Source organism: Woodsholea maritima DSM 17123 (assembly GCF_000382325.1).
Lineage (GTDB): Bacteria > Pseudomonadota > Alphaproteobacteria > Caulobacterales > Maricaulaceae > Woodsholea > Woodsholea maritima.
Map to the genome: position 1 here is coordinate 531,080 of NZ_KB908056.1, position 20,241 is coordinate 551,320.

At 54.0% G+C, this 20,241-nt stretch carries 12 protein-coding genes; 3 read left to right on the top strand and 9 right to left on the bottom strand.

What is annotated here, in order from left to right; genetic code table 11:
• Window positions 1–6: 6 nt before the first annotated feature.
• The 5 genes from gspD to H151_RS15260 all read right to left on the bottom strand — a co-directional run bounded on the left by gspD (window position 7) and on the right by H151_RS15260 (window position 9,462).
• Window positions 7–2,016, bottom strand: coding sequence for a type II secretion system secretin GspD (gspD, locus tag H151_RS0102590; RefSeq protein WP_019960066.1), 2,010 nt, complete (start codon window positions 2,014–2,016; stop codon window positions 7–9).
• A complete protein-coding gene (locus H151_RS0102595; protein ID WP_019960067.1) occupies window positions 2,013–2,852 on the bottom strand; it encodes a type II secretion system protein N in 840 nt (279 codons plus the stop codon). Before H151_RS0102595 ends, gspD begins: the two co-directional genes overlap by 4 nt.
• Window positions 2,853–3,015: 163 nt before the next feature.
• Window positions 3,016–5,649 carry a TonB-dependent receptor domain-containing protein gene (locus H151_RS0102600; RefSeq protein WP_019960068.1) on the bottom strand — a complete coding sequence of 878 codons (2,634 nt, stop codon included), beginning with the start codon at window positions 5,647–5,649 and terminating at the stop codon, window positions 3,016–3,018.
• A 76-nt stretch (window positions 5,650–5,725) separates the two neighbouring features.
• The gene (locus tag H151_RS0102605; protein ID WP_019960069.1) at window positions 5,726–8,575 is read right to left on the bottom strand and encodes a hypothetical protein; all 2,850 of its coding nucleotides are present in this window, start codon (window positions 8,573–8,575) and stop codon (window positions 5,726–5,728) included.
• 551 nt (window positions 8,576–9,126) lie between these two features.
• Window positions 9,127–9,462 carry an ArsR/SmtB family transcription factor gene (locus tag H151_RS15260; protein WP_019960070.1) on the bottom strand — a complete coding sequence of 112 codons (336 nt, stop codon included), beginning with the start codon at window positions 9,460–9,462 and terminating at the stop codon, window positions 9,127–9,129.
• A gap of 121 nt (window positions 9,463–9,583) precedes the next feature.
• Here H151_RS15260 and H151_RS0102615 point away from each other — a divergent pair, with 121 nt between their 5' ends.
• On the top strand, window positions 9,584–10,000 hold the full coding sequence (locus H151_RS0102615) for a YeeE/YedE family protein (RefSeq protein ID WP_026353778.1): 417 nt from the start codon (window positions 9,584–9,586) through the stop codon (window positions 9,998–10,000).
• A gap of 8 nt (window positions 10,001–10,008) precedes the next feature.
• Complete coding sequence (locus H151_RS0102620) at window positions 10,009–10,431, top strand: DUF6691 family protein (RefSeq protein ID WP_019960072.1); 423 nt, start codon at window positions 10,009–10,011, stop codon at window positions 10,429–10,431.
• 187 nt (window positions 10,432–10,618) lie between these two features.
• On the opposite strand, the gene H151_RS0102625 is transcribed toward H151_RS0102620, so the two are convergent.
• The 3 genes from H151_RS0102625 to H151_RS0102635 form a co-directional block, all read right to left on the bottom strand.
• Window positions 10,619–11,896, bottom strand: coding sequence for a hypothetical protein (locus H151_RS0102625; RefSeq protein WP_019960073.1), 1,278 nt, complete (start codon window positions 11,894–11,896; stop codon window positions 10,619–10,621).
• A gap of 142 nt (window positions 11,897–12,038) precedes the next feature.
• The gene (locus H151_RS0102630) at window positions 12,039–13,961 is read right to left on the bottom strand and encodes a hypothetical protein (RefSeq protein WP_019960074.1); all 1,923 of its coding nucleotides are present in this window, start codon (window positions 13,959–13,961) and stop codon (window positions 12,039–12,041) included.
• 44 nt (window positions 13,962–14,005) lie between these two features.
• Window positions 14,006–14,944, bottom strand: coding sequence for an outer membrane beta-barrel protein (locus tag H151_RS0102635; protein WP_019960075.1), 939 nt, complete (start codon window positions 14,942–14,944; stop codon window positions 14,006–14,008).
• 187 nt (window positions 14,945–15,131) lie between these two features.
• Here H151_RS0102635 and H151_RS0102640 point away from each other — a divergent pair, with 187 nt between their 5' ends.
• A complete protein-coding gene (locus tag H151_RS0102640) occupies window positions 15,132–17,075 on the top strand; it encodes a glycosyltransferase (protein WP_019960076.1) in 1,944 nt (647 codons plus the stop codon).
• Window positions 17,076–17,166: 91 nt separating this feature from the next.
• Here H151_RS0102640 and H151_RS0102645 read toward each other — a convergent pair whose 3' ends face one another.
• The gene (locus tag H151_RS0102645; RefSeq protein ID WP_019960077.1) at window positions 17,167–20,238 is read right to left on the bottom strand and encodes an efflux RND transporter permease subunit; all 3,072 of its coding nucleotides are present in this window, start codon (window positions 20,236–20,238) and stop codon (window positions 17,167–17,169) included.
• Between the last annotated feature and the right edge of the window lie 3 nt (window positions 20,239–20,241).

Genomic DNA, 20,241 nt, shown 5'->3' on the forward strand with positions numbered 1-20,241 from the left:
ACAGACTTAAGGTTGGCGCTCTTCGGCGCGCGGCTCGATGGGGGCGGTGGAATTGAGCATCATATTGACAACCGATTCCAAGCTAGAGCTTTCACCCGCCGTCGCATTCCGCTGCTCGCCGACCATATAATCATAATGACGCCGGGTCAGATTGCGCACATCTTCTTCACTGCGCACAATCGTTGGACGCAGGAAGACCATCAGATTTTTGCGTGTGGTCGAGCGGCTTTCATTGCGGAACAAACGCCCCACCGCAGGAATATCGCCCAATACCGGCACTTTACTATCCGCCAACTGGTCATTTTGTTCCATCAGACCACCCAGCACAATAATCTCGCCATTTTCCGCCAATGCGGTGGTTTCAATCTCACGCTTAGACGTGATCAGATCGGTTGAGGTTGAACTCACCGGGCCAACCAAGGCCGACACTTCCTGACGGATATGCAGACGGATCGTGTCACCATCATTGATTTGCGGCTTGACATAGAGCTGAACACCCACGTCTTGGCGCTCAACCGTACGGAAGGGGTTATTATTGTTTGAGCTTAACGTCTCACCGGTCGTGATGGGGATCTCCTGACCCACAATCAGATTGGCTTCTTCATTATCCAGGGTCATCAGATGAGGCTTAGAGAGCACGTTGGAATCGGTATCTTGCTCCAGCGCATTGACCAAAACGCCCCACACCGTGCCGTTGGATTCCCCGCCCACACCGAACAAGCCGCCGCGCGAGCCCAATAGGGACGCGATCGCAGATGCGCTCAAATCTTTAGAAGCGGCTTTGTCGTCTTCATCCTTGGAATTACGTAAAGCTATAGCGCCGGTCAGCGCCAGCAGATCCGGGCGCACACTGCCCGTGGACGGCCCAAAACGCGTTGAGGCAAAAGGAACAGTGCCGCCACTGCCCGCAACTGCAAACTGAACCCCCAGATCACGCGCAGTGGTATCTGACACCTCAACAATGATGGCTTCGACCAAAACTTGAGGACGACGAATATCCAGCTGACGGATCACCAATTCCAATTCACGAAGAATATCCGCAGGCGCATTGATGATGATGGAGTTCGTGGCTTCGTGATAGCCGATACTGGTCTGGCGACCACCGCCTACGGCACCGCCTTCGCCGCCGTCCTGGGTCACAGCGCGCGAAACTTGCTCCAAGATCGGAACAAGGCTTTCACCTTGGGTATGCTCCAAGCGCACAACGCGGAAGGTTTGATTGCTCTCACTGACCGCATCGACGCGGCGCACCAAAGAGACCATCTCCGCCACAGCTTCACGCGAGCCGCGCAAAAGAATCGAGTTCGAAGACGCCACCGGCACAACGCTCAAATTCTCAGAACGCTGCTCGCTATTGCGGTTATTGACCAAGCTACGCTCAACGATACGGGTCATTTCAGCGGCAGACACATTATCAAGCGCGACCATCTCCATGACGGAATCATCACGGTCCAGATCACCGAGCAGGGTCTCAATCGCCGTTACGTTCGAGCCATAATCGACCACGATCAACGCATTTGAGCCCCGGATCGCGTTCACAGATCCGGTTTGGCTCACCATGGGCTGTACACTGCGAAGGGCATCTTGAGCATCAGCATTCGACAAGCGGATGACGCTCGTCACAAATTGCTCCCCCAGATCAGCATTATTCGGTCGCGCGCCAGAACGGGCACCATCTGCTTCGGGCACAATCTGATAGGCCCCGGAGCGCGTCCTCACAGCGGTATAACCATGCACCCGCAAGGTCGAGAGGAAGACCTGAAACACTTCCGCCTCAGTCAAAGGGGTTTGCGAAGTGATCGTAATGCGTCCGCGCACTTCAGGATCAACGATAAAGGTATACCCCGTCACGATCGACACATCATCGATAAAGGCCTGAATTTCCGCATCACGGAAATTCAAAGTGTGCTCTTGCGCAAACGCGGGAGCCGCCGCAGGGCCCATCACACTCGACCACACTAAAGCCGAACCGGCCAGCGCCACCAGCGCAGGGCGAAGAACTGATTTCATATTCATTGCAATCGCGCCTCAATTGTGCGTGCCTCGCCCCCGCGGAGCACATTTAACCTGACCGAAGAAGAACCCGCGAATGCATCCATCGCGGCTATTAAATCTGCGGGCGTGGTAAGTACCCGCCCATTCACGGCAGTCACAACATCCCCCACTTGAAGCTGGGCCGCGCTCAACAAATCTTGGCGACTTGAGGCTTGCACACGAAACCCCTGCATCGCGCCATTCTCGCGCACCGGCTCTAAGCGTAAGCCGTTGATCCAGGCTTCCCGGCCCATCGCACCTTGCGCCGAGGGCGCACGGGCTTCAACAGGACGCAACAAGGTCGTTGCGGCAGAGCGCCCGCGCTCTTCCTCACGGAGATAGAGCGACTCGCGGGCTCCGCGCCGGTTAATAATCACGCGGTCGGGATAGACAGCTTCCAAGCGGACCCCATCCAAGATATCACTGCCCACCGCAAAGGCGCGCTGGTTAGCTTCAGCCCCACCGATCACCGCCGTACCCGATTGCGGATCATCCCCGCGACGTACGCCATATAAGACCAAATTAAGCTGAGTTTCAGGCGCGTCCATGTCCAAATTGACGGGCGTACTAACGGCCTCCCCGCCGAACAGCGCACCATCACGCAGAACCCCGATCTCACCATGCACACCTGCCTGGCTCTGACTAGCAGAGGATTGGCGGATAGGCGCTAGATCTAAAGGCTTGGCACTGGATCCGTAAAAGAAAAACCAGCCCATTTGGACAAGGATGAAGACCAGAACACCTAACGCGACAACTTCAACCCCCGGCCTGATCACCGACAGAATAATTTCTGATTGAAAGCGCGAATAAGTACTCATGCATCTAAAGATCTGACCCTAGCCAGATCTAACCCCCATTACGACTTCTCCCTTGGACCACAGTCTGCCCCCAAAGAAAAGAGCCAAGCTTCTATAAAAAGGAGCCTGCCGTGAAATTTCACGGCAGGCTCCAATTTCATTCGTCTTATCAGATGCCTAAGAGTTAGAAAGTCCGAGACAGGCTGATAGAGAAGGTCGTACCGATGTCATAGCTGTCGACGACGATGGTGTCACCACCGCTTGATTGGGTTGCCTCGTAATTCTCACCCAACAGGTTACGAACGGCGAAGCGAACACCGTACTCAGCACCGTCGAATTGCAATTGACGGCTGTGAACCAAATCCAATTGCACAGGTGGAGTTTCAACAACTTCAGGCAGACCAGAACCAACACTCAAGTTCTGCAACGCCCGTGTACGCTCGCTGTTGTAGGTCCACAACAGAGCCGTACGCGTACCGGTTTGAGTATCTTCCCAACCGACTTGAATGTTCGCGATATGCTCAGACTGGCCTTGCAAACGTTGACCGTCTTCGATGAAACCTTTCGCATCGAAAACGCGACGTTGTGCCGTAGACCCAGCACCCAGAGCCAAAGTCACCTGATCGCCATCAGACACTTTCATGTCAGATTTGGTGTAGGTGTAGTTGGTTTTCAGGAACAATTCTGCATTCTGCCAGAAATCGCCAGAGAAACGGTTCGAAAGATCGAATGTCTTCTCATATTCAAGCTCAAGACCCAGCAAAGTTGCTTCTGGAGCATTGATGAATGAGGTTGACAAGCTTTCACCTGAAGGCAGCAAGAATTCTACGATTGGGTTGTCCAATTGCTTGTAGAAAACACCACCGGTCAGGAATTGATCGCGGCCAAAATACCACTCAACGCGAGCGTCGAAGTTTTTGATCTTGGTGTTGATCAGGAATGGGTTACCGATAAAGCTTTCGTCCGTATCCGTATTGACGAATTCGGTGAAACCGATCTCGCGGAATTGCGGACGCGTGATGCTTTGAGAGTAACCAAAGCGCGCTTGCAGGTTGTCGGCAAATGTCCAAGTCAAAGTCACCGCTGGAAGGATATAATCCTTGTCAATGGTGGTTTCGATGATACCTGGATCAGTCGCTTCACGAGGGAAACCAAACGTGTCGAGTGTTTGCTCGCCATCTTCATGACGGAAACCAACAGCAGCACGCAGGAACGGAGTAACCTCAAAATCAGACCCTAAATAGACTGACTTGACGTCCATTGTCCCTTTATAGGCTTCTGGGCTCAAAACCCCACCGACTTCAGTCAAACGGAAACGTGTATCCAGAATGTTCTGATCGGCATAGATGTAGTCAATACGGCTGCTACGCAGGTCAGCTGGGATAGAGCCATCAAAGAAGAAAGTACGGCTATAAGCGGTACGTTCACGGCTGATGTCTTGATAACCGGCTTTAAACTCTACACTGCGATCAAACAAAGTTGTTGGCAAAGTAAAGTCCACACCCCACTCATTGGTAGTTTCATCTACACGAGAGAAATTGATATCGTTACCAGAACGCTGTCCAGCCAATTGATAATCAATAACATTTGGGTTGCTGCTCTCATCGATATAGGTCGCACTACGCACGTTTGGCGCATTACGCGATGCATCGGAGAAAGACACACGCCAATCAACTTCAAGACCAGCTAAGGCGTCAAATTCATGATCACCTGTCAACTGATAGGTATAAACTTGGCGCTCATACCAGCTTGTTGAATCGTTACGTGATTGGTTGCCACCCTCGTTGATACCTTCAACGATTTGAGCCCCTTTATCCGTAGAACGAAGCACCAGAGCCAAAGCTTTGATCTCATGATCACCAAACTCAACACCGACATTCAACATGCCATTGGTTTCGATGTTGTTTTCAGTGCTGTAGCGATCATATTTAGTGATGTAATCAAGACCACTATTGTTGATCGAAACAGTCGCGCGTTGACCTTTACGCGTATCCCAGTTGTTGTCATAGCCAATGGAAGCCAAAACACCGATTGAGAAACCGTCAAAGTCAAAACGATCACCAGCCGTGAAGTTGAAACCCGTGTTAGGCTGGACTTCACCTTCTTGAACGATCCAAAGCTTGGAATTCTCTAAACCGCGGCCGATCGCGGCCAAAGTCGTTGGGTCCTGATAGTTAGGACCAATGTTTTGGCTGTCAAAGATATTTTGGTACTGAGACGGCCAATCACGCGTATCATCCGAGAAACCGGTCCAGTCATAATCGCCGCCAGCATATTTCAGACCATCATCAAATGAGGTTGCTGTATTAGCAGACGCGCTGACGCTCACTTCAAAGAAGCGCTCAGCCGGCAAAGCCGAAGTTTCGATCTGAACCAGACCACCACCGAACTCACCCGGGTATTGTGGCGAGAAGGTTTTCTGAACCAGAATATTGCTGATCAGGTTCGTTGGGAACAAATCCAAAGGAACCGCACGGCGGAAAGGCTCTGGGCTGGCCAGAGGAGAACCGTTGATCAGGGTGTTTGAGTAACGCTCGTCAAGACCACGTACGATCACAAAGCGACCATCGGAAATTGACAGGCCCGTTACACGGCCCAAGGCAGAGGCGATATCAGAATCACCTGTTAAAGCGATATCATCCGCATTGATGAAGCTGGACACTTCAGAAGTGACCCGCTTGTCATCAGGGACGTATTGGTAGCGAACGACGATCACGTCATCCACTTGATCTTGTTCTTGCGCGAATGCGGCGCTGTAAGAGACCAAAGAGGTCGAAGCCAGCAAGGCCGCCGAAAGCGCAATGCGATGAGTTTTCATACTGATCCCCATAAGGTGTGCATTGCAAAAGGCAGAAGAAGCGCCCTAGCCAGACCTCTGGCTAGGGCAAAGCGTCTTACTGCTGGCTCAGGGTCCAACCCTTGTACCAAGTGTCGTTAGCGTCACGTACTGCACCCACATAGGTGGCCGCATCAAAGAAGCTGTCCATGGTAGATGGGTCGTATGCGGTCGCGTTCAAAGCTGCCTCATTCGCACCAGGAACAACACCTTTTGCAACGTTTCCAGCGATGTTGGCTTGGAGGATGAAGCTGTCGCCCGTCAATGTCGTGGTGTATTGGGTGTTGTTGTTACCCGCCTCATTGAAGACGTCTGCAGCATAGGTGTCATCAGTTTCGAAAGGCTTGGCGCAATCGATGTGTACTGAGTTCAAGTTCAGGACATCAGCATCGAACTGAGCTTTAGTCGCATCGCTGTCAACGTCAAAGCAAGACTTGTTGAAGTCAACAACCAGACCGTTCACGAAACGACCCGCAGTACCACGACGCAGCATGATGCCTTCGTCAGAGTCTGCGCTGTCACGCACACCGATAACGGTGAAGTTTGCAACGCGAGCGTTTGAACGCGGCAGAGAGTCGTTACCACCGTCCAGGTTATCCATCTCAAAACCGCGCGGGTCTTTAGAACCCGCATCGCCAGCCTGCTGAACGATAACATACTGGATCATACCGGTATAACCATCGGTGTAATCGACGTTATCGTCACGGTTGCCGGTCAGAACCAGGTGCTTGGCGTTTACGGTACCGCCGAAGAATTCAACACCATCGTCGAAGTTGTTGTGAACTTGCAGGTAATCGACCAAAGTCGCGTTACCGACGCCTTGGAACGCAACACCGTTAAGTTCGTCTTCGTTGTTCACTTCGAAGCCAGCGAACTGAACGCGGGTGTAACGAATTTTACCGCTATCATCATTCGTGGTTGCGCCACCAAACAAGCCTGAAGAACCTTCACCAGATTTTTCACAAGCCGTTGTGCCGCCAGTTGCAGAACCATCGATACATGCATTGATCGGAGCACGACCATTGATGACAATACCGCCCCACTGACCGCGAGAAGTATTGTTGGTTTTGCCTTCGATGTCCGCTTGAGACGTCCAAATAACAGGAGCCGTCGCAGAACCGTTGGAGTTCAATTTAGAACCGCGAGAAATAACGATATAATCATTGCCGGTTGCACCGAAGACGGTCACACCTGAGTCAACGGTCAAAGTGGCAGCAACACCGCCAGCAACTGGGTTGGCTGGATCTGCACCCATGTCTTTACCGACGAACACTGGGCCGAACAACTCATAGATGTTACCGCGAGCCAGACGGACATTCGTCGTCACTTCACCACGCAGCTGACACACGCGCTGACCGTTCAAGGTCTCATTCACGTCGATCGTGCCAGATGGACAACCTGGATCTGGCAACAGACCAAAGGTCCAACCAGACGCCCAGCTACCTGCAGGACCTTCGGTTGGCGCGAAAGCACCAATGTAATCCGTCGCCGTAAAGAAAGCGCCCATGGTGGTTGGGTTGGTGGCGGCTACAGCCTGCTCAACGGAACCAGAGAAGATGCCTTCCATGGTGTTGGTGCCGGCACCATCAACGTTATGTGCGCCACCTGCAAATACAGCTTCGCCGAAGCCATCAGTGTCGGTGAAAGACTTGCCAGCACCGCAATCGATGAAGACAGAGTCAACGATCAAATTACCGCCGTCGAATTGCGCTTTGGTCGCGTCGCTGTCAACATCGAAACAGCCTTTGTTGAAGTCAACAACGATACCGTTCAGGAAGTGACCGGCGGTACCACGACGCAGCAAGATGCCTTCGTCGGAGTCAACACTGTCAGCAACACCAATTAGAGTGAAGTTTGCAATGCGAGCATTTGAACGTGGCAGAGAATCGTTACCACCGTCCAAGTTGTCCATTTCAAAACCACGTGGGTCTTTAGAACCAGCATCGCCGCGTTGCGTTACAACGATGAACTGCAAGCTACCGGTGTAACCATCGGTGTAATCGATATTGTCATCGCGGTTACCGGTCATGACCAGATATTTCGCGTTTACAGTACCACCGAAGAACTCAACACCATCATCAAAGTTGTTGTGAACTTGGATGTGATCGACAGTCGTACCGTTACCAACACCTTGGAAGGCAATACCGTTCAACTCGTCTTCGTTGTTAACTTCGAAACCAGCATAGCGAACTTGGACATACTGAAGCGTACCAGAATTATCCGCTACATTGTCGCCGCCGAACAGGCCAGATGAACCCTCACCAGATTTTTCACAATCTTGAGAACCACCAACGGCGCTACCGTCGATACACGCATTGATAGGAGCACGACCATTGATGACCAAACCGCCCCACTCACCACGCGCGGTGTTGTCACCATCACGAGGAGTGTTGGTCTTAGTTGCGATAATATCAGCCGCAGACGTGAACACGATTGGGTCGTTCTGTGTACCCAATGCGTTGATTTTAGAGCCACGTGCAACAACGATGTAGTCGTTACCCGAAGCACCAGCAATCGTTGCGCCAGCAGGGATGTTCAATGAACCCGCGCTGCCGCTTGAAAGTGGGTTGGCAACGTCTGGGCCCAGATCTTCACCGATGAAGACAGGACCATCAATGAAGTACACGCCATCAGCGGTCAAAGTCAGGTCAGACAGGATATCACCTGTGATGCGGCAACCCGTAACTTGGCGCGCAGCAATCGTAAAGGTGCGAGACTGAGTACCTGTTGCACAACCACCGGCTGGCAGCAGGTTAATGGCAGCGGTGCCACCATTGTCACCATTGCTTGGAGGTGGGACTTGGTTTTGCTCACCAGGAGAGCTGATAGAAGAATCTGAACACGCTGCGATGACTGCGCAAGATGCGCCAACGAGCAGCAGTTTCAAAAGAGACGTTTTAGACGGCATGTGGGACCCCCCAACAGGAACGGTGTCAACAAACGAAAGACAACACGCCCCCTCGCAGGACGTGCCATTACGAAGGCCGAAACAACAGGTTTTTTGTAACGGGAGGATCGCAGTTTAGTGACGGTATTGTGACAGTCGTCATTGCGCGCATTTTGCCTGACGAAAGCCCAGGATCTTACTGGGTAGTCACCCCAACAAACACGGATCAAAGCTATGATATATTTAACAAATTATTCTATGTTGCCTGAAAGCCTCGCCGAGACGCTGACGAGTGTGAATTTTCCATGACATTGTTAATACGGTGCGCAAAACCACAGAAATCAAAGCAGTTTTTTCACAAAACCACGCCATTCCCACACTTTAAAAGGAAATTAAACCGGATCCAGATTTTAGGGAATCAAAGCCTCAACTTTACGGCTACCCATAAGGACCCGAAATCTCACTTTAAGGCCCTAAAAGCCCACATCAATCACACCATTTACTGGATGTGAACCAATCTTCACTCGCGTTTAAAGGGGGTAAAGCTGACCTCGCGAGCCCTTACAACGCCCCTAATCGTGTGCGCCATTGCCCTGTACCGTTGGCCCAAAAATGTCGCACAGTGCCGCGATGAAGTCGCATAATCGCGGATCTTGAATGGAATAAAAAACCTGCTTGGATTGTCGACGCGCCTTCAACAATCCCGCCTTACGCATGCGCACCAAATCGCGCGACAAGTTCGGTTGCATCATTGCGATTGCAGTTTCCAGCTGCGATACGCTTCGCTCCCCATCCAGCAGCTCGCACGCAATCATCAAGCGATTGGGATTAGATAACTCTTTCAAAAAATGAGCCGTTTTTACAGCCTGAACGCTTAAAAGGTCTTTAGAAGAGGCGGCGTAGGTCATGGCGCATCCAGCAAGTTGAGGGTTAAGCAGCATCAATCATATATCAATATTGACATTTATGGCAATACATGCCAAGTTTGATATATGACAGCCCCATCTGAGGATCAAGGATATAGACGCAATGACACCGTTTACACCGCTCTCGTCCCTCTTTGGGGGAGCTTTAATAGGCATTTCCGCACTTACCTTGATGGCCTTTAATGGACAAATCGCTGGGATCTCTGGCATCTTAGGAAGCGCCATTGATCAGCACAAAGATCGGGCCTGGCGTTGGGCTTTCTTGGCCGGGATTATTGTTTCGCCTGCGCTGGTGGTGACTTTTGCCCCAGACTTACGCCCCGCCTGGCCAGATGTGAGCTTTCTTTTGATGGCCATAAGTGCGCTGCTCATTGGGGCGGGTACAGCGCTCGGCTTGGGCTGTACGTCGGGTCATGGCGTGTGTGGGTTATCACGCCTCTCACTTCGCTCTCTCGTTGCGACTTTGGTCTTCATGATGAGCGCCGGACTGACCGTCTTTATCACTCGCCACATCCTTTAGGAGAGATCATGCGCGCTATTCTATCCGCTGGGCTAGCAGGTTTAATCTTCGGGGCCGGCCTTACCCTTTCTCAAATGGTGAACCCGCAAAAAGTGATCAATTTTTTGGACATTACAGGCCATTGGGATCCAAGTTTAGCTTTCGTCATGGCCGGTGCGATCGCTATCACCTTGCCGGGTTTTTGGTTGATCCGAAAACGTCAAAACCGCCCCCTATGCGCGCCCAACCATGCCTGGCCCACCAAGACGACTTTGGACAAACGCCTGATTGGTGGTGCCGTTTTGTTCGGTATCGGATGGGGGTTGATGGGATTATGCCCTGGACCCGCACTGGCCCAACTCAGCCTTAATCCCCTACCCGGGTTATACTTTGTTTTGATTATGATCGCCGGACTTGTTGCGACCCGGTTTATCTTACGCCGCATCGGCTAATCCCTATCGACTGTCGCCAGGGATGACCAAGCGACAGTCGAGGGCCGACGGTAGACGGACCGCCACGGGATGTGAGGGTGTTCCCGCGAAAAACAGTATACACTCACACACTTGTTATTCTAGGTTGTAAATTACATAGAGTCGCGCAAAAGGGGAAATTCTTAAACCTGTGATATCAAAACAGCACCTAAGGCGCTGTTGCGGCGGGCAAGGCGCTGATCCCACGTTCTAACACCATTTGAATGGCATGATCCAAGCGATCCTCATCCGCCTCAGAAATCCCGCGTGACGTACGCGGACGATGGATAAGCTGGGATAAAAGCTCACTTTGACGACGCTGCTCGCTTATAATCGCGTCCAAGGTCTGGCGCACATTATTTTGAGCCCCGACATCCTCGATCTTGGCGAGAACCGCTTCATGCCAGATGGCATGCTCCTCGCGTTGCGCGACGCCATCAAGTTGACGTTTCAGGCTGCCCAACACGGCATCCATATTGGCCTGAAACACTTGCAGCCCCTCTAAGGCCACGGGTTGGCGCAAGTCCTCGGCAATGGCGCGCATGTCTTGGCGAAAGGCATCAAGATCCTGAGCAAGGGTTAGATTGGGCTCTGAGGCAGGCTCTTGAACGGATTGCGACATCTCGCCATGCGCCGCGTCAATGCTCTTATCAACGCCCTCATCCGCGAGGGAATAATCCTCTTCAGTGTCCGAAGCGGTTTCATGAGCCGCAATGCCCGCTAAGGGCTCGTGCGAAACGATCGTTGGAACGATCGCCTCACCCGGCAGGGCTTCTTCCCATTCGTTATCATCAACAATGGCGATGTCATAGAGCTCACAATCGAGCTTCAGACCCTCATCAGGATCGCTCGCGCTTTCGGGCGCATCATGGGGTAAGGCTGAAAAGAAATCGGCATCTTGAGCGTGCACCTCGTCATCATCATCATGATGAGAAAAAGCATCAATATTGATTTCGTGATCATCCCCGATCAGTTCGGCACACAAGGACGTTACGTTGGGCTGCCAGCTTTCATCGCCGGGTTCACCCGCCTCAACATAGCTGGTCACAATATCCAATCGGTCGGTGGGAAGCGCAATCAGACCGCGTTCAATATCATATTGCTCGCTGTCGAAATCCGGCACTGAGAAGCCCTGAAGCGTTTCAACATCCAACTCCCAGGCTTCACGAAAATCACACAGCGCAGCATCAATGCGCGTGCGTAGATCCCCCACGCACCCGCCCTCACCCAGCTCAATAAGATAGCAAAGCTCGCTCTGAACTTGATAGCGTGTGATCAAATCAGGACTGCGCTGCAGGAAAACTTTAAGGAAGAGCGCGATATGAGCTTCCAGAGGGCCTTTCGCAAACCGCTCAGCGACCAGAATGCGCATGCGATGACTAAACTGCGCAGGCACTACAGTGGCTTGGCTCATCTGATCGGGCATGGTCACTTGCACCAGGGTCACAGCCCTCTCACTCCTCACAGCGGCAAGATTAAATCTTGCCAGTCGATCCCCATTCCTGAGGTGAAACGGTTACGCAGCTGTTAATCAGTGACGAAAAAGATGAAAGTTGAGCCTTTTAGGCGTATTTGATCGGACCTTTGCCTTAATATCCTTGCGGGATCACCATCTCACCCGGGCTTGGAATGATCACCACACGCTCTTGACCCAAAGGCGCATTGCCCAGCACTGGCGCATCATCAATCGCGTGCACGATCAAGCCGGCTGTCGGGGCCGGTAAATTCGCATCGGCCGCGACATCACTCTGCGGCGTGCGGGTTTTAACCGCTTGAAACACCGAAAGATCCGACAGCGCACGCACATCGGTCACCCCGCCCTGGCCATCGCTTTCAATCACCACACGGTCTGCATAAATCCGTAAGGGCGCACTGACATTAGACGGCGTGGTATCAATGCTGATGAAGGGACGATCGGCGGGACCGGCAATCCCGTTTTCACTCTCTTCAAAGATAAAGTTGATCTGACTGGTCGCGGGAACGAAGGCGGCGATGGCATTGGCCGCCAGACGCGCTGCGGGCAGGTCTTCACCGGGCTCCATATAGGCGGGCATGCGAACATCTACCAAGTTGGCAAAGGCGCGCGGCAAGGATGTAAAGCCCGCCCCGAATTGATCATTGTCCCAGAACAGGCTGGAGCTTTCTAACAATTGCACCGGATAGCGCTGGCGATTGATCTCACACCCGCCGCGCTCATGATCGCGCTGCAGGGAGATGCTAACCGTATTGTGCAGTTTTTGCAGAGTACTGGGCAATTCCAAGCGTAGCGTATTGACCCGCCCGCTTTCCAAGCGCTGACTATCAATCAGTGCACCATTCAGCGCCACATGGGCCACATTAGTCACATCATCGGCATCGGCGGGCAGGCGCAAATCCAGTTGCAAATGCGTCGGCAAACGCCCGCCCGGCAACTGCGCCAAGTCATAATCAAAACGCCACTCGCGCCCATCACTGACCCGCTGCACATCGGTATCGACATTCAACGCGGTCAGGCTCAACCGATCCCCGATCTGCCCCACACCCGTATACAGCACCGGATCGACACTGTCCGCGCGCGCAATCGGCAATAATTCACTGGTCAAAAAGCGGACGGTCTCAATGCGCTCCGGATCACTCAGGGCCACCACAACCTTACCCTTGCGCTGCCACAAGGTCGTACCGGCCTGCGCGCCCGATTGTAGGCGCTCAAAGCCGTATTGGCGCAAACGCTCCGGCGAGGCGATCAAGAACAAACCATCGCGGTTTGGGCTTTCGACCGCCTGATCAAGGTCAATCATATCCACCTGATAGCCCGCGCGGGTCAATCGCGCGCCCAAACGGATCGCCAGCCCCAGATAGCCCTCAGAGGGTTCACGTGACGCGGTGGCGATTTTCACCCGGTGCGGGGTCAAAGCCATGACATCGCGCAAGGAGTCAATCGGGCCATCCAACTCCAACTCGACCCCGCTTTGGCCATCAAAGGCAATCAATGCGCCAACCGAGCGTTGATCATGGCAAAGCCCCTCTGGCAAATCGCCCATCAATTGGAAAGCGACTTGAGCCTCGGATGCGCCAGCAAATTCTTCGGTGAGATCAAAGACCCAACGAAATTCACGCCGGCCCGGCGCCAAAACCCGCTCAATGACCCGGCGCCCATTAACCGTCACGCGCAGCGCCGTCACGGCCTGGGCGCTGACATCCTGCTCCCCGCTCAAGATCAAACGCAAAGCCTTGGTTTCGCGGTCGCGCACTAAGGGTAAGCGCGCAGAGGCATAGGCCGGAAAGCCCGAAATCACCACACCATCTTCATGGCCCATATCGGCCAGATTGACATGGTAGACGGGCGATTGCGCCAAAGGCGATTGCCCTTGGATGACATTATTGAACATGCGGGTCATGAAGACGCCGAAATCACCCCGTCCGGCATTGAGCTGGCCCGAGACGAACAGCGTAATGACACACGCGAGCGCAATCACGCCTAATGACGCAGAAAACCAGGGAAATTTACGTTTGTATTCACGATTGGTCTTCATGATTGGCCCCCGCCTCACATCGCATAACTTCGTCGAAAAGTGTATTACAGCGCGACTTTGAATCCAAAGCGCACGACCGCGCCGTCATAATCACGCACTGGTATATTTGAGGCGTTCTGAACATAGCCCGCCCGACCATAAAGGCTGAGCCGTTCACTCAGCTTATGATCAATTTCAACATCGCCCTGCCAGCGCTGATCGGCGCGTTTGACCGCCAACGCATTAGAATAGACGTCATCATAATCGCGATCGCGATAGTCTAAACGCGCGATCAACTGCGTCTTCTCACCCAGGGCGCGCTGATATTCCGCCGCCATGCGCCATTCGGTGAAGCTGTGGCGATTGTCGTCGGCATCACCGACCTCATAGAAGGCTGACAAGCGCAGCTGGTCTTGTGACAACCCCTCAAAGCGCCAAATCTGCTCAGCGCCCAAACGCCAGCGCGTTTGATCCAGGCCCACTAAGCGTCCCTCATTAAAATTATACTGGTTCACACGCGCGCGCAAAATCGTCTCGCGGTTTTCAACCCCACGATAGCGCAGCTGCAGCTCCGCTTCCGGACGCGCCCAATGCATGGCCCCATCGCGCATCATATAGCCATAGCTGGCCAGAGCACGAACCTGCCAGTCACGATCCTGGCTGGTATGCCAATACTGAACCCGCGGGGTCAGCAGAACTGAGTTCAAATCATCGCGGTCTTCAAACACCCGCACCCGGCCCTGAGTTTCAAAGCGCCAGACTTTACCCTCGCCCGTCGGCTGGACCCAACGCAACCAGGTGTTGCTGTCCAGTCCGGTTTCCAGATCAAAGGCGCGCGCGCCGCCCTCTTCCAGCTCATCGCCCAAAAAGGGATCCATGCGCGCAATGGCATTATCTGAACGCAGCTCGAAACGTGCGTCCTGGGCCTCAGCCCCCGACAGGACAAGACCACCGGCCAGCGCGGTCATCAGGCATAATGCGGGTGTTAATGTGGATTGGCTCATACCATCCCCCCTAGTCTAGTAACCGGAAGCCCCCGACCGGTCTTACGAGTGTCATACTTTGACCATTGCCTTCGTAACATGAACGGGCCATGATCGCGCTGGTAAGATTTAGTTAACCCTATACCGTGTTCAACGGGCTTCGTCGCGGGAAAATTTAAGTCCGGACTAGTTTTGTAAGGGCGGGGACATGCTGGATAAGGTGATTGATCGCCCACATCCTAAGGATGCAGGGGCAAAGCCCGCTGAAAAAACGCGAGGCATCCCTCGCCCGAAATTTCGCCAAACCCATGAACGCGCTCAGGATTTTTTCCGTTCGGTGGATTCTGCGCCCCAGGCGGTCGCCGTTAAACGTGCCCGGATTATTTCTGATGGCTTTTTGGTGAGTTTTGCCGCCCTTAGCGTTCTGGCCCTTACGGCGCTGGTCTTGCTTGCGCCGCATCACCCGTTTGGAGCCAGCGGCGATGTGGTGATTTTCACCGCCGATCGCACAGCCACGGCCCTGCCGGTGAGAATTTTCTTTGGCGTCTTCTTTTTGAACTACGCACTTTACGCCTTTGGTTCGCTATGGAGTAAATTAAAGCTCCTCACCGTCTTTATGGTAAAGCTGGGCGCGGTTTGCCTCATCATTGATGGCTGCGCCTATGGGGCCTGGACCCTAGCCAATGTGGTCTGGCCGTTGGAACTTCAACAACTCCTCATCGGCTTGGCCGGAATTGCGATCTTCCCCCATACGCTCCTATCTAATGCGCGCCTTCCCGCCGATAGTGGCACGCCCATTACGCGCCGGGCCAAGCTTTATGAATATGCACTTGTGGGCATCGCCGCGAGCCTCGCCGGGCTGTGTGCGGTGATCATGGCGACGACATTTGCGGGCGAAAGCGCCTATCTGCGCTCCATCGCGCTTCTGGGCGGAATGGGGCCTGGGGTGTTTTTGGCTCAGCAAGTCTTCATCATGCAGCTGGGCATTTGGGGCTGGGGGCGTAATCAACTCTCGCGCCGCAAGGCCTTCGCACCCCCCGTGAGCGTATTGATCCCGGCCCATAATGAAGCTCATCAGATCCGTGAAACCTTAAAAGCCATTGATAGGGCTGCCGCCCACTATGAGGGTTCGGTCCATGTCGTGGTGGCGGAAAATTGCTCCAGTGATGACACCGCCGCCCTGGCCGAGCGGGTGTTGAGCCAGTGCACGAATATCGCAGGCTATTCCATCGAAGCCAGTGACATCCCCGGCAAGGCCAAGGCGCTTAATCGCGGAATTGCCCGCATTACGGATGATTTTGTGGTGCGCATTGATGCCGATACCATGATCGCGCCCGATGCGCTGCGCATCGCGATGCGCCATTTCGCCCATGACAATGTCGGCGCGGTCGGGGGCCTGCCTCTGCCGCAAGAAGGTCACGGCCTAATGAGTAAGGTGCGCGCCATCGAAGTGCTACTGCGCCATGGCTTCGTTCAGGTGGCCTTCGGGGCCTTTGGCGGAATTTTTGGCCTGCCGGGTATGTTCGTGATTTATCGCAAATCCGCCCTCATCGAAGCGGGCGGCATTGTTGAAGGCATGAATGGGGAAGACACCGATATTACCCTGCGCATCAGCAATATCGGCTATCGCCTGGTGTCTGATCCCAAGGCGAAATTCTATACCGAAACGCCTGACACCCTGGCCTTTTTACGCGAACAGCGCACGCGCTGGTTCCGCTCGCTCTATCATGTGACCGCCCATAATCGCCATACGCTGTTTGCCCATGGCTCGATCGTGGGATGTTTGGTTCTGCCGTTCACGCTGCTTAATGGTGCGCGCCGGGCCATGATGGCCCCCCTCTTGATCTTTGGCGCGCTGGTCTATCTCGCCTTTGGCAGTGTTTATGATCACCCCAGCTTTGCCACCGTCGTGGCGATCATTTTGGGCATGCCTTTTGTTATGGCCGTCTTTGTCATTGCCCTGTGGCGACGTTTTGATCTGATGATCTATATCCCGCTCTATATGGGCTTTCGGTTTTTACGCTCATATTACACGCTCGGCTCGGTGCTGAGCCTGATTTATCCCCAAGCGCATGAGCGGCTGTTCTACGCCCCCACCCCCATGCGCGAGCAGACCAGCCGTGAAAACGCAAGCTTAGATTCCCATTCATAAAATTTGCTGTATAGATAGCAACACGCCCAGGTGTGGGGCACCTGGGCGTGTCTGTTCGCTCACCTGTCAAAGAGGCCAGAGTGGGTGGGGGTCACCCCCTTGCGGGTGGGCGAATCTTGAAGAACAAGGCATAGAGTACCGGTGCGGCGATCATGGTGAGGATACTGGCGAAGGTCAGGCCCCCAATGATCGTCACCGCCATACCGGCGAAGAAGGCATCAAACAATAAGGGCGTCATGCCCAAAATCGTCGTCCCGGCCGCCAGCAAGACGGGGCGTAGGCGGCTGACCGCGCCATCGCGGATCGCCTCATACCCATCATCGCCGCGCGCAATACGCTGATCGACTTCATCAACCAAAACGATCGCGTTCTTGATCAACATCCCCGACAGGGACAAGAAGCCCAACAGCGCGGTGAAGGAGAAAGGCACATTGGTCACCAAGAGCCCAATCGTCACCCCACAGATCGACATCGGCACAATCGCCCAGATGATCAAAGGCTGACGGACCTTCAAGAACAGAAGGAAGCTGACCGCCAGCATCACCAGGAAGCTCAAGGGCAATTGTGAGCCCAGTGAAGCCTGAGCTTCGCTTGAAGCCTCATACTCGCCGCCCCATTCAAGATGATAGCCATGGGGCAATTCCATCTGGGTAATGACGCCGGAGAAGCGGGCAAAACCCTCCATCGCGGTTTCATTTTCCTGCGGATTGGCCTGCACGGTCAGGGTCCGCACCCGGTCGCGGCGCTGGATCAGCACTTCTTCAGGGACCAATTTGAAACCACCCACCACTTGATTGATCGGGACATAGGCGTTTTGCGCCGGGCTCCAGATCAAGCGATCGTCCAGGGTCTCGGGTTGATTGCGCTCTTGATCGGGGGCACGGGCAATGATGGGGATCTGCACCTCATCCTCGCGGTAGGACCCAACCTGAACCCCCTCGGTGGCAAAGCGCAAAGCCTCAGCAATATCTTCACGGGTCACACCGGCGGTGCGTGCGCGCTCAATATTGATCTCAGGGCGCAGGGACAGCGCGCGATTGCGCCAATCCATACGAATATCACGCACATTGGCTTCGTTATTCAGGCGGGCCATCGCCTCCTCGCCCAATTCCCGCAAGACGCGCGGATCGGGGCCGGAGAAACGTGCTTCGAGCTGTGCCCCAGAGGGCGGACCAAAGACCAAACGCTCTGTGCGGATTTCCAGATTGGGATAATTGGCCCGCACATGATCCAGGATCCGATGTTCAAGAGCCGGAATAGTGTCCAGATCGGCCGTGCGCACAATGAACTGACCATAGGCCGGGTTAGGCTGTTCGGTTGCATAGGTCAGCATGAAGCGGGTAGCCCCGCGCCCAGTGAAAGCATCCAAAGTCACGGTTTCGGGCTGCTGGGCGATATAATCGCCAATCTCTTCCATCACCGCATCGGTATCAAGAATATCGCTGCCCTGGGGCAATTGCAGGTTCACATAGAAAAGCGGCGTATTTGAGTTTGGAAAGAAGCTGTTGCGCACAAAGCCAAAGCCCCAGAAACACGCCACAGTAATGACCAACAGCGCGCCCATGGTCAGCCAGCGTGCACGAAGGCCTGCCACTAACAAATCGCGGTAACGCGTATACATCCAGCCCTTATAGGGGTCATCATTACTGCCCTTCTCAGACTTGAAAAGGTAATGGGCAATCATCGGCGTCACCGTGATGGCCAAAACCCAGCTGAGCATCAAGGAAATACCGATCACCGCAAAAAGCGAGAAGAGAAACTCCCCCGTCGCATCCGGCGATAGACCAATCCCGGAAAACGCCATAATCCCGATAATCGTCGCACCCAGCAGCGGCCATTTGGTGGAGCCCACGGCATCCACAGCCGCCTTCAGACGACGCTCCCCGCGCTGAACTGAGATCTGGATGCCTTCGGTCACCACGATGGCGTTATCGACCAGCATCCCCATGGCGATGATCAACGCGCCCAGCGAAATCCGCTGCATGGTGATGTCAAAGACATACATGAAGAAAATCGTGCCACACACGGTCAGGAACAAGACCGCACCCACGGTCATCCCCGCGCGCCAGCCCATGGTCAGACACAGGACCCCGATCACAATCGCAACCGACATCAACAAATTGATCAGAAAGCCATTGATGGCTTCATCGACCACGCGGTGCTGCTCATAAATCGGATGGATCTCCACCCCGACCGGCAGATCAGCCTCTAAGTCTTTCAAGCGCGCTTCAACGCCATTGCCGACATCAACGATGTTGGCATCGGAAAGCCCTGAAATGCCCAAGGTAAAGGCCCGCTCACCATTGTGACGCACATAAATCCCAGCGCGTTCTTCAGGTGTACGCACCACGCGCGCAATGTCCGACAGGCGCAAGGTTTGGCCTGAATCCTGGGGCGAGATAAGCAGCGATTCAATCGCTTCTGTACCCTCAACCCCTTGAGGCACGCTTAAACGGATCAGCTTGTCGCCGGATGGGATCTCACCGGCGGTGACCACGGCATTTTCATTGGCCAGCGTAGAGAGTACAGCCTGAAACGGCAGCCCCAAGCGCGATAAATTCTGCTGAGAAATCTCGATATAGATCCGCTCTTCAGGCACAGCCGTTGTATCGACCTTGGCCACACCATCGACAACCAAAAGCTCGCGGCGCAGCATTTTGGCCATGTCGCGGATTTCGCGATCGCTATAACCGGGTGCCGTGACGGCATAGAAAATCCCGTACACATCGCCGAAATCATCAAAAACACGCGACGGCTGAACCCCGGGCGGCAATTGGCCCGAAGCATCGCGCAAGCGCTTGCGCAATTCATCCCAGATCTGCGGCAGTTCAGTGCCGTCGAAACGCTCCTGCATCTCGACATGAATCTCAGACATCCCCGGTGAGCTTTCAGAGCGCACCTCTTTGAGTTGCGGCATCTGTTGCAACTGCGTTTCGAGATATTCAGTAACCTCGGCCTCTACCTCCAGCGCGCTCGCCCCAGGATAGGCGGTAAAAATCACAGCTTCTTTGATGGTAAAAGCCGGGTCTTCCAGACGCCCCACCTTACTAAAGCCGACCAAACCGCCTAACAGACAGCCCAGAATGATCAGCCAGGTCAGAACGGGCTTTTCAATGGACAGCTTTGCAATGGAAAATCCGGTGGAGTCTTGTTGTTCAGCCATTTT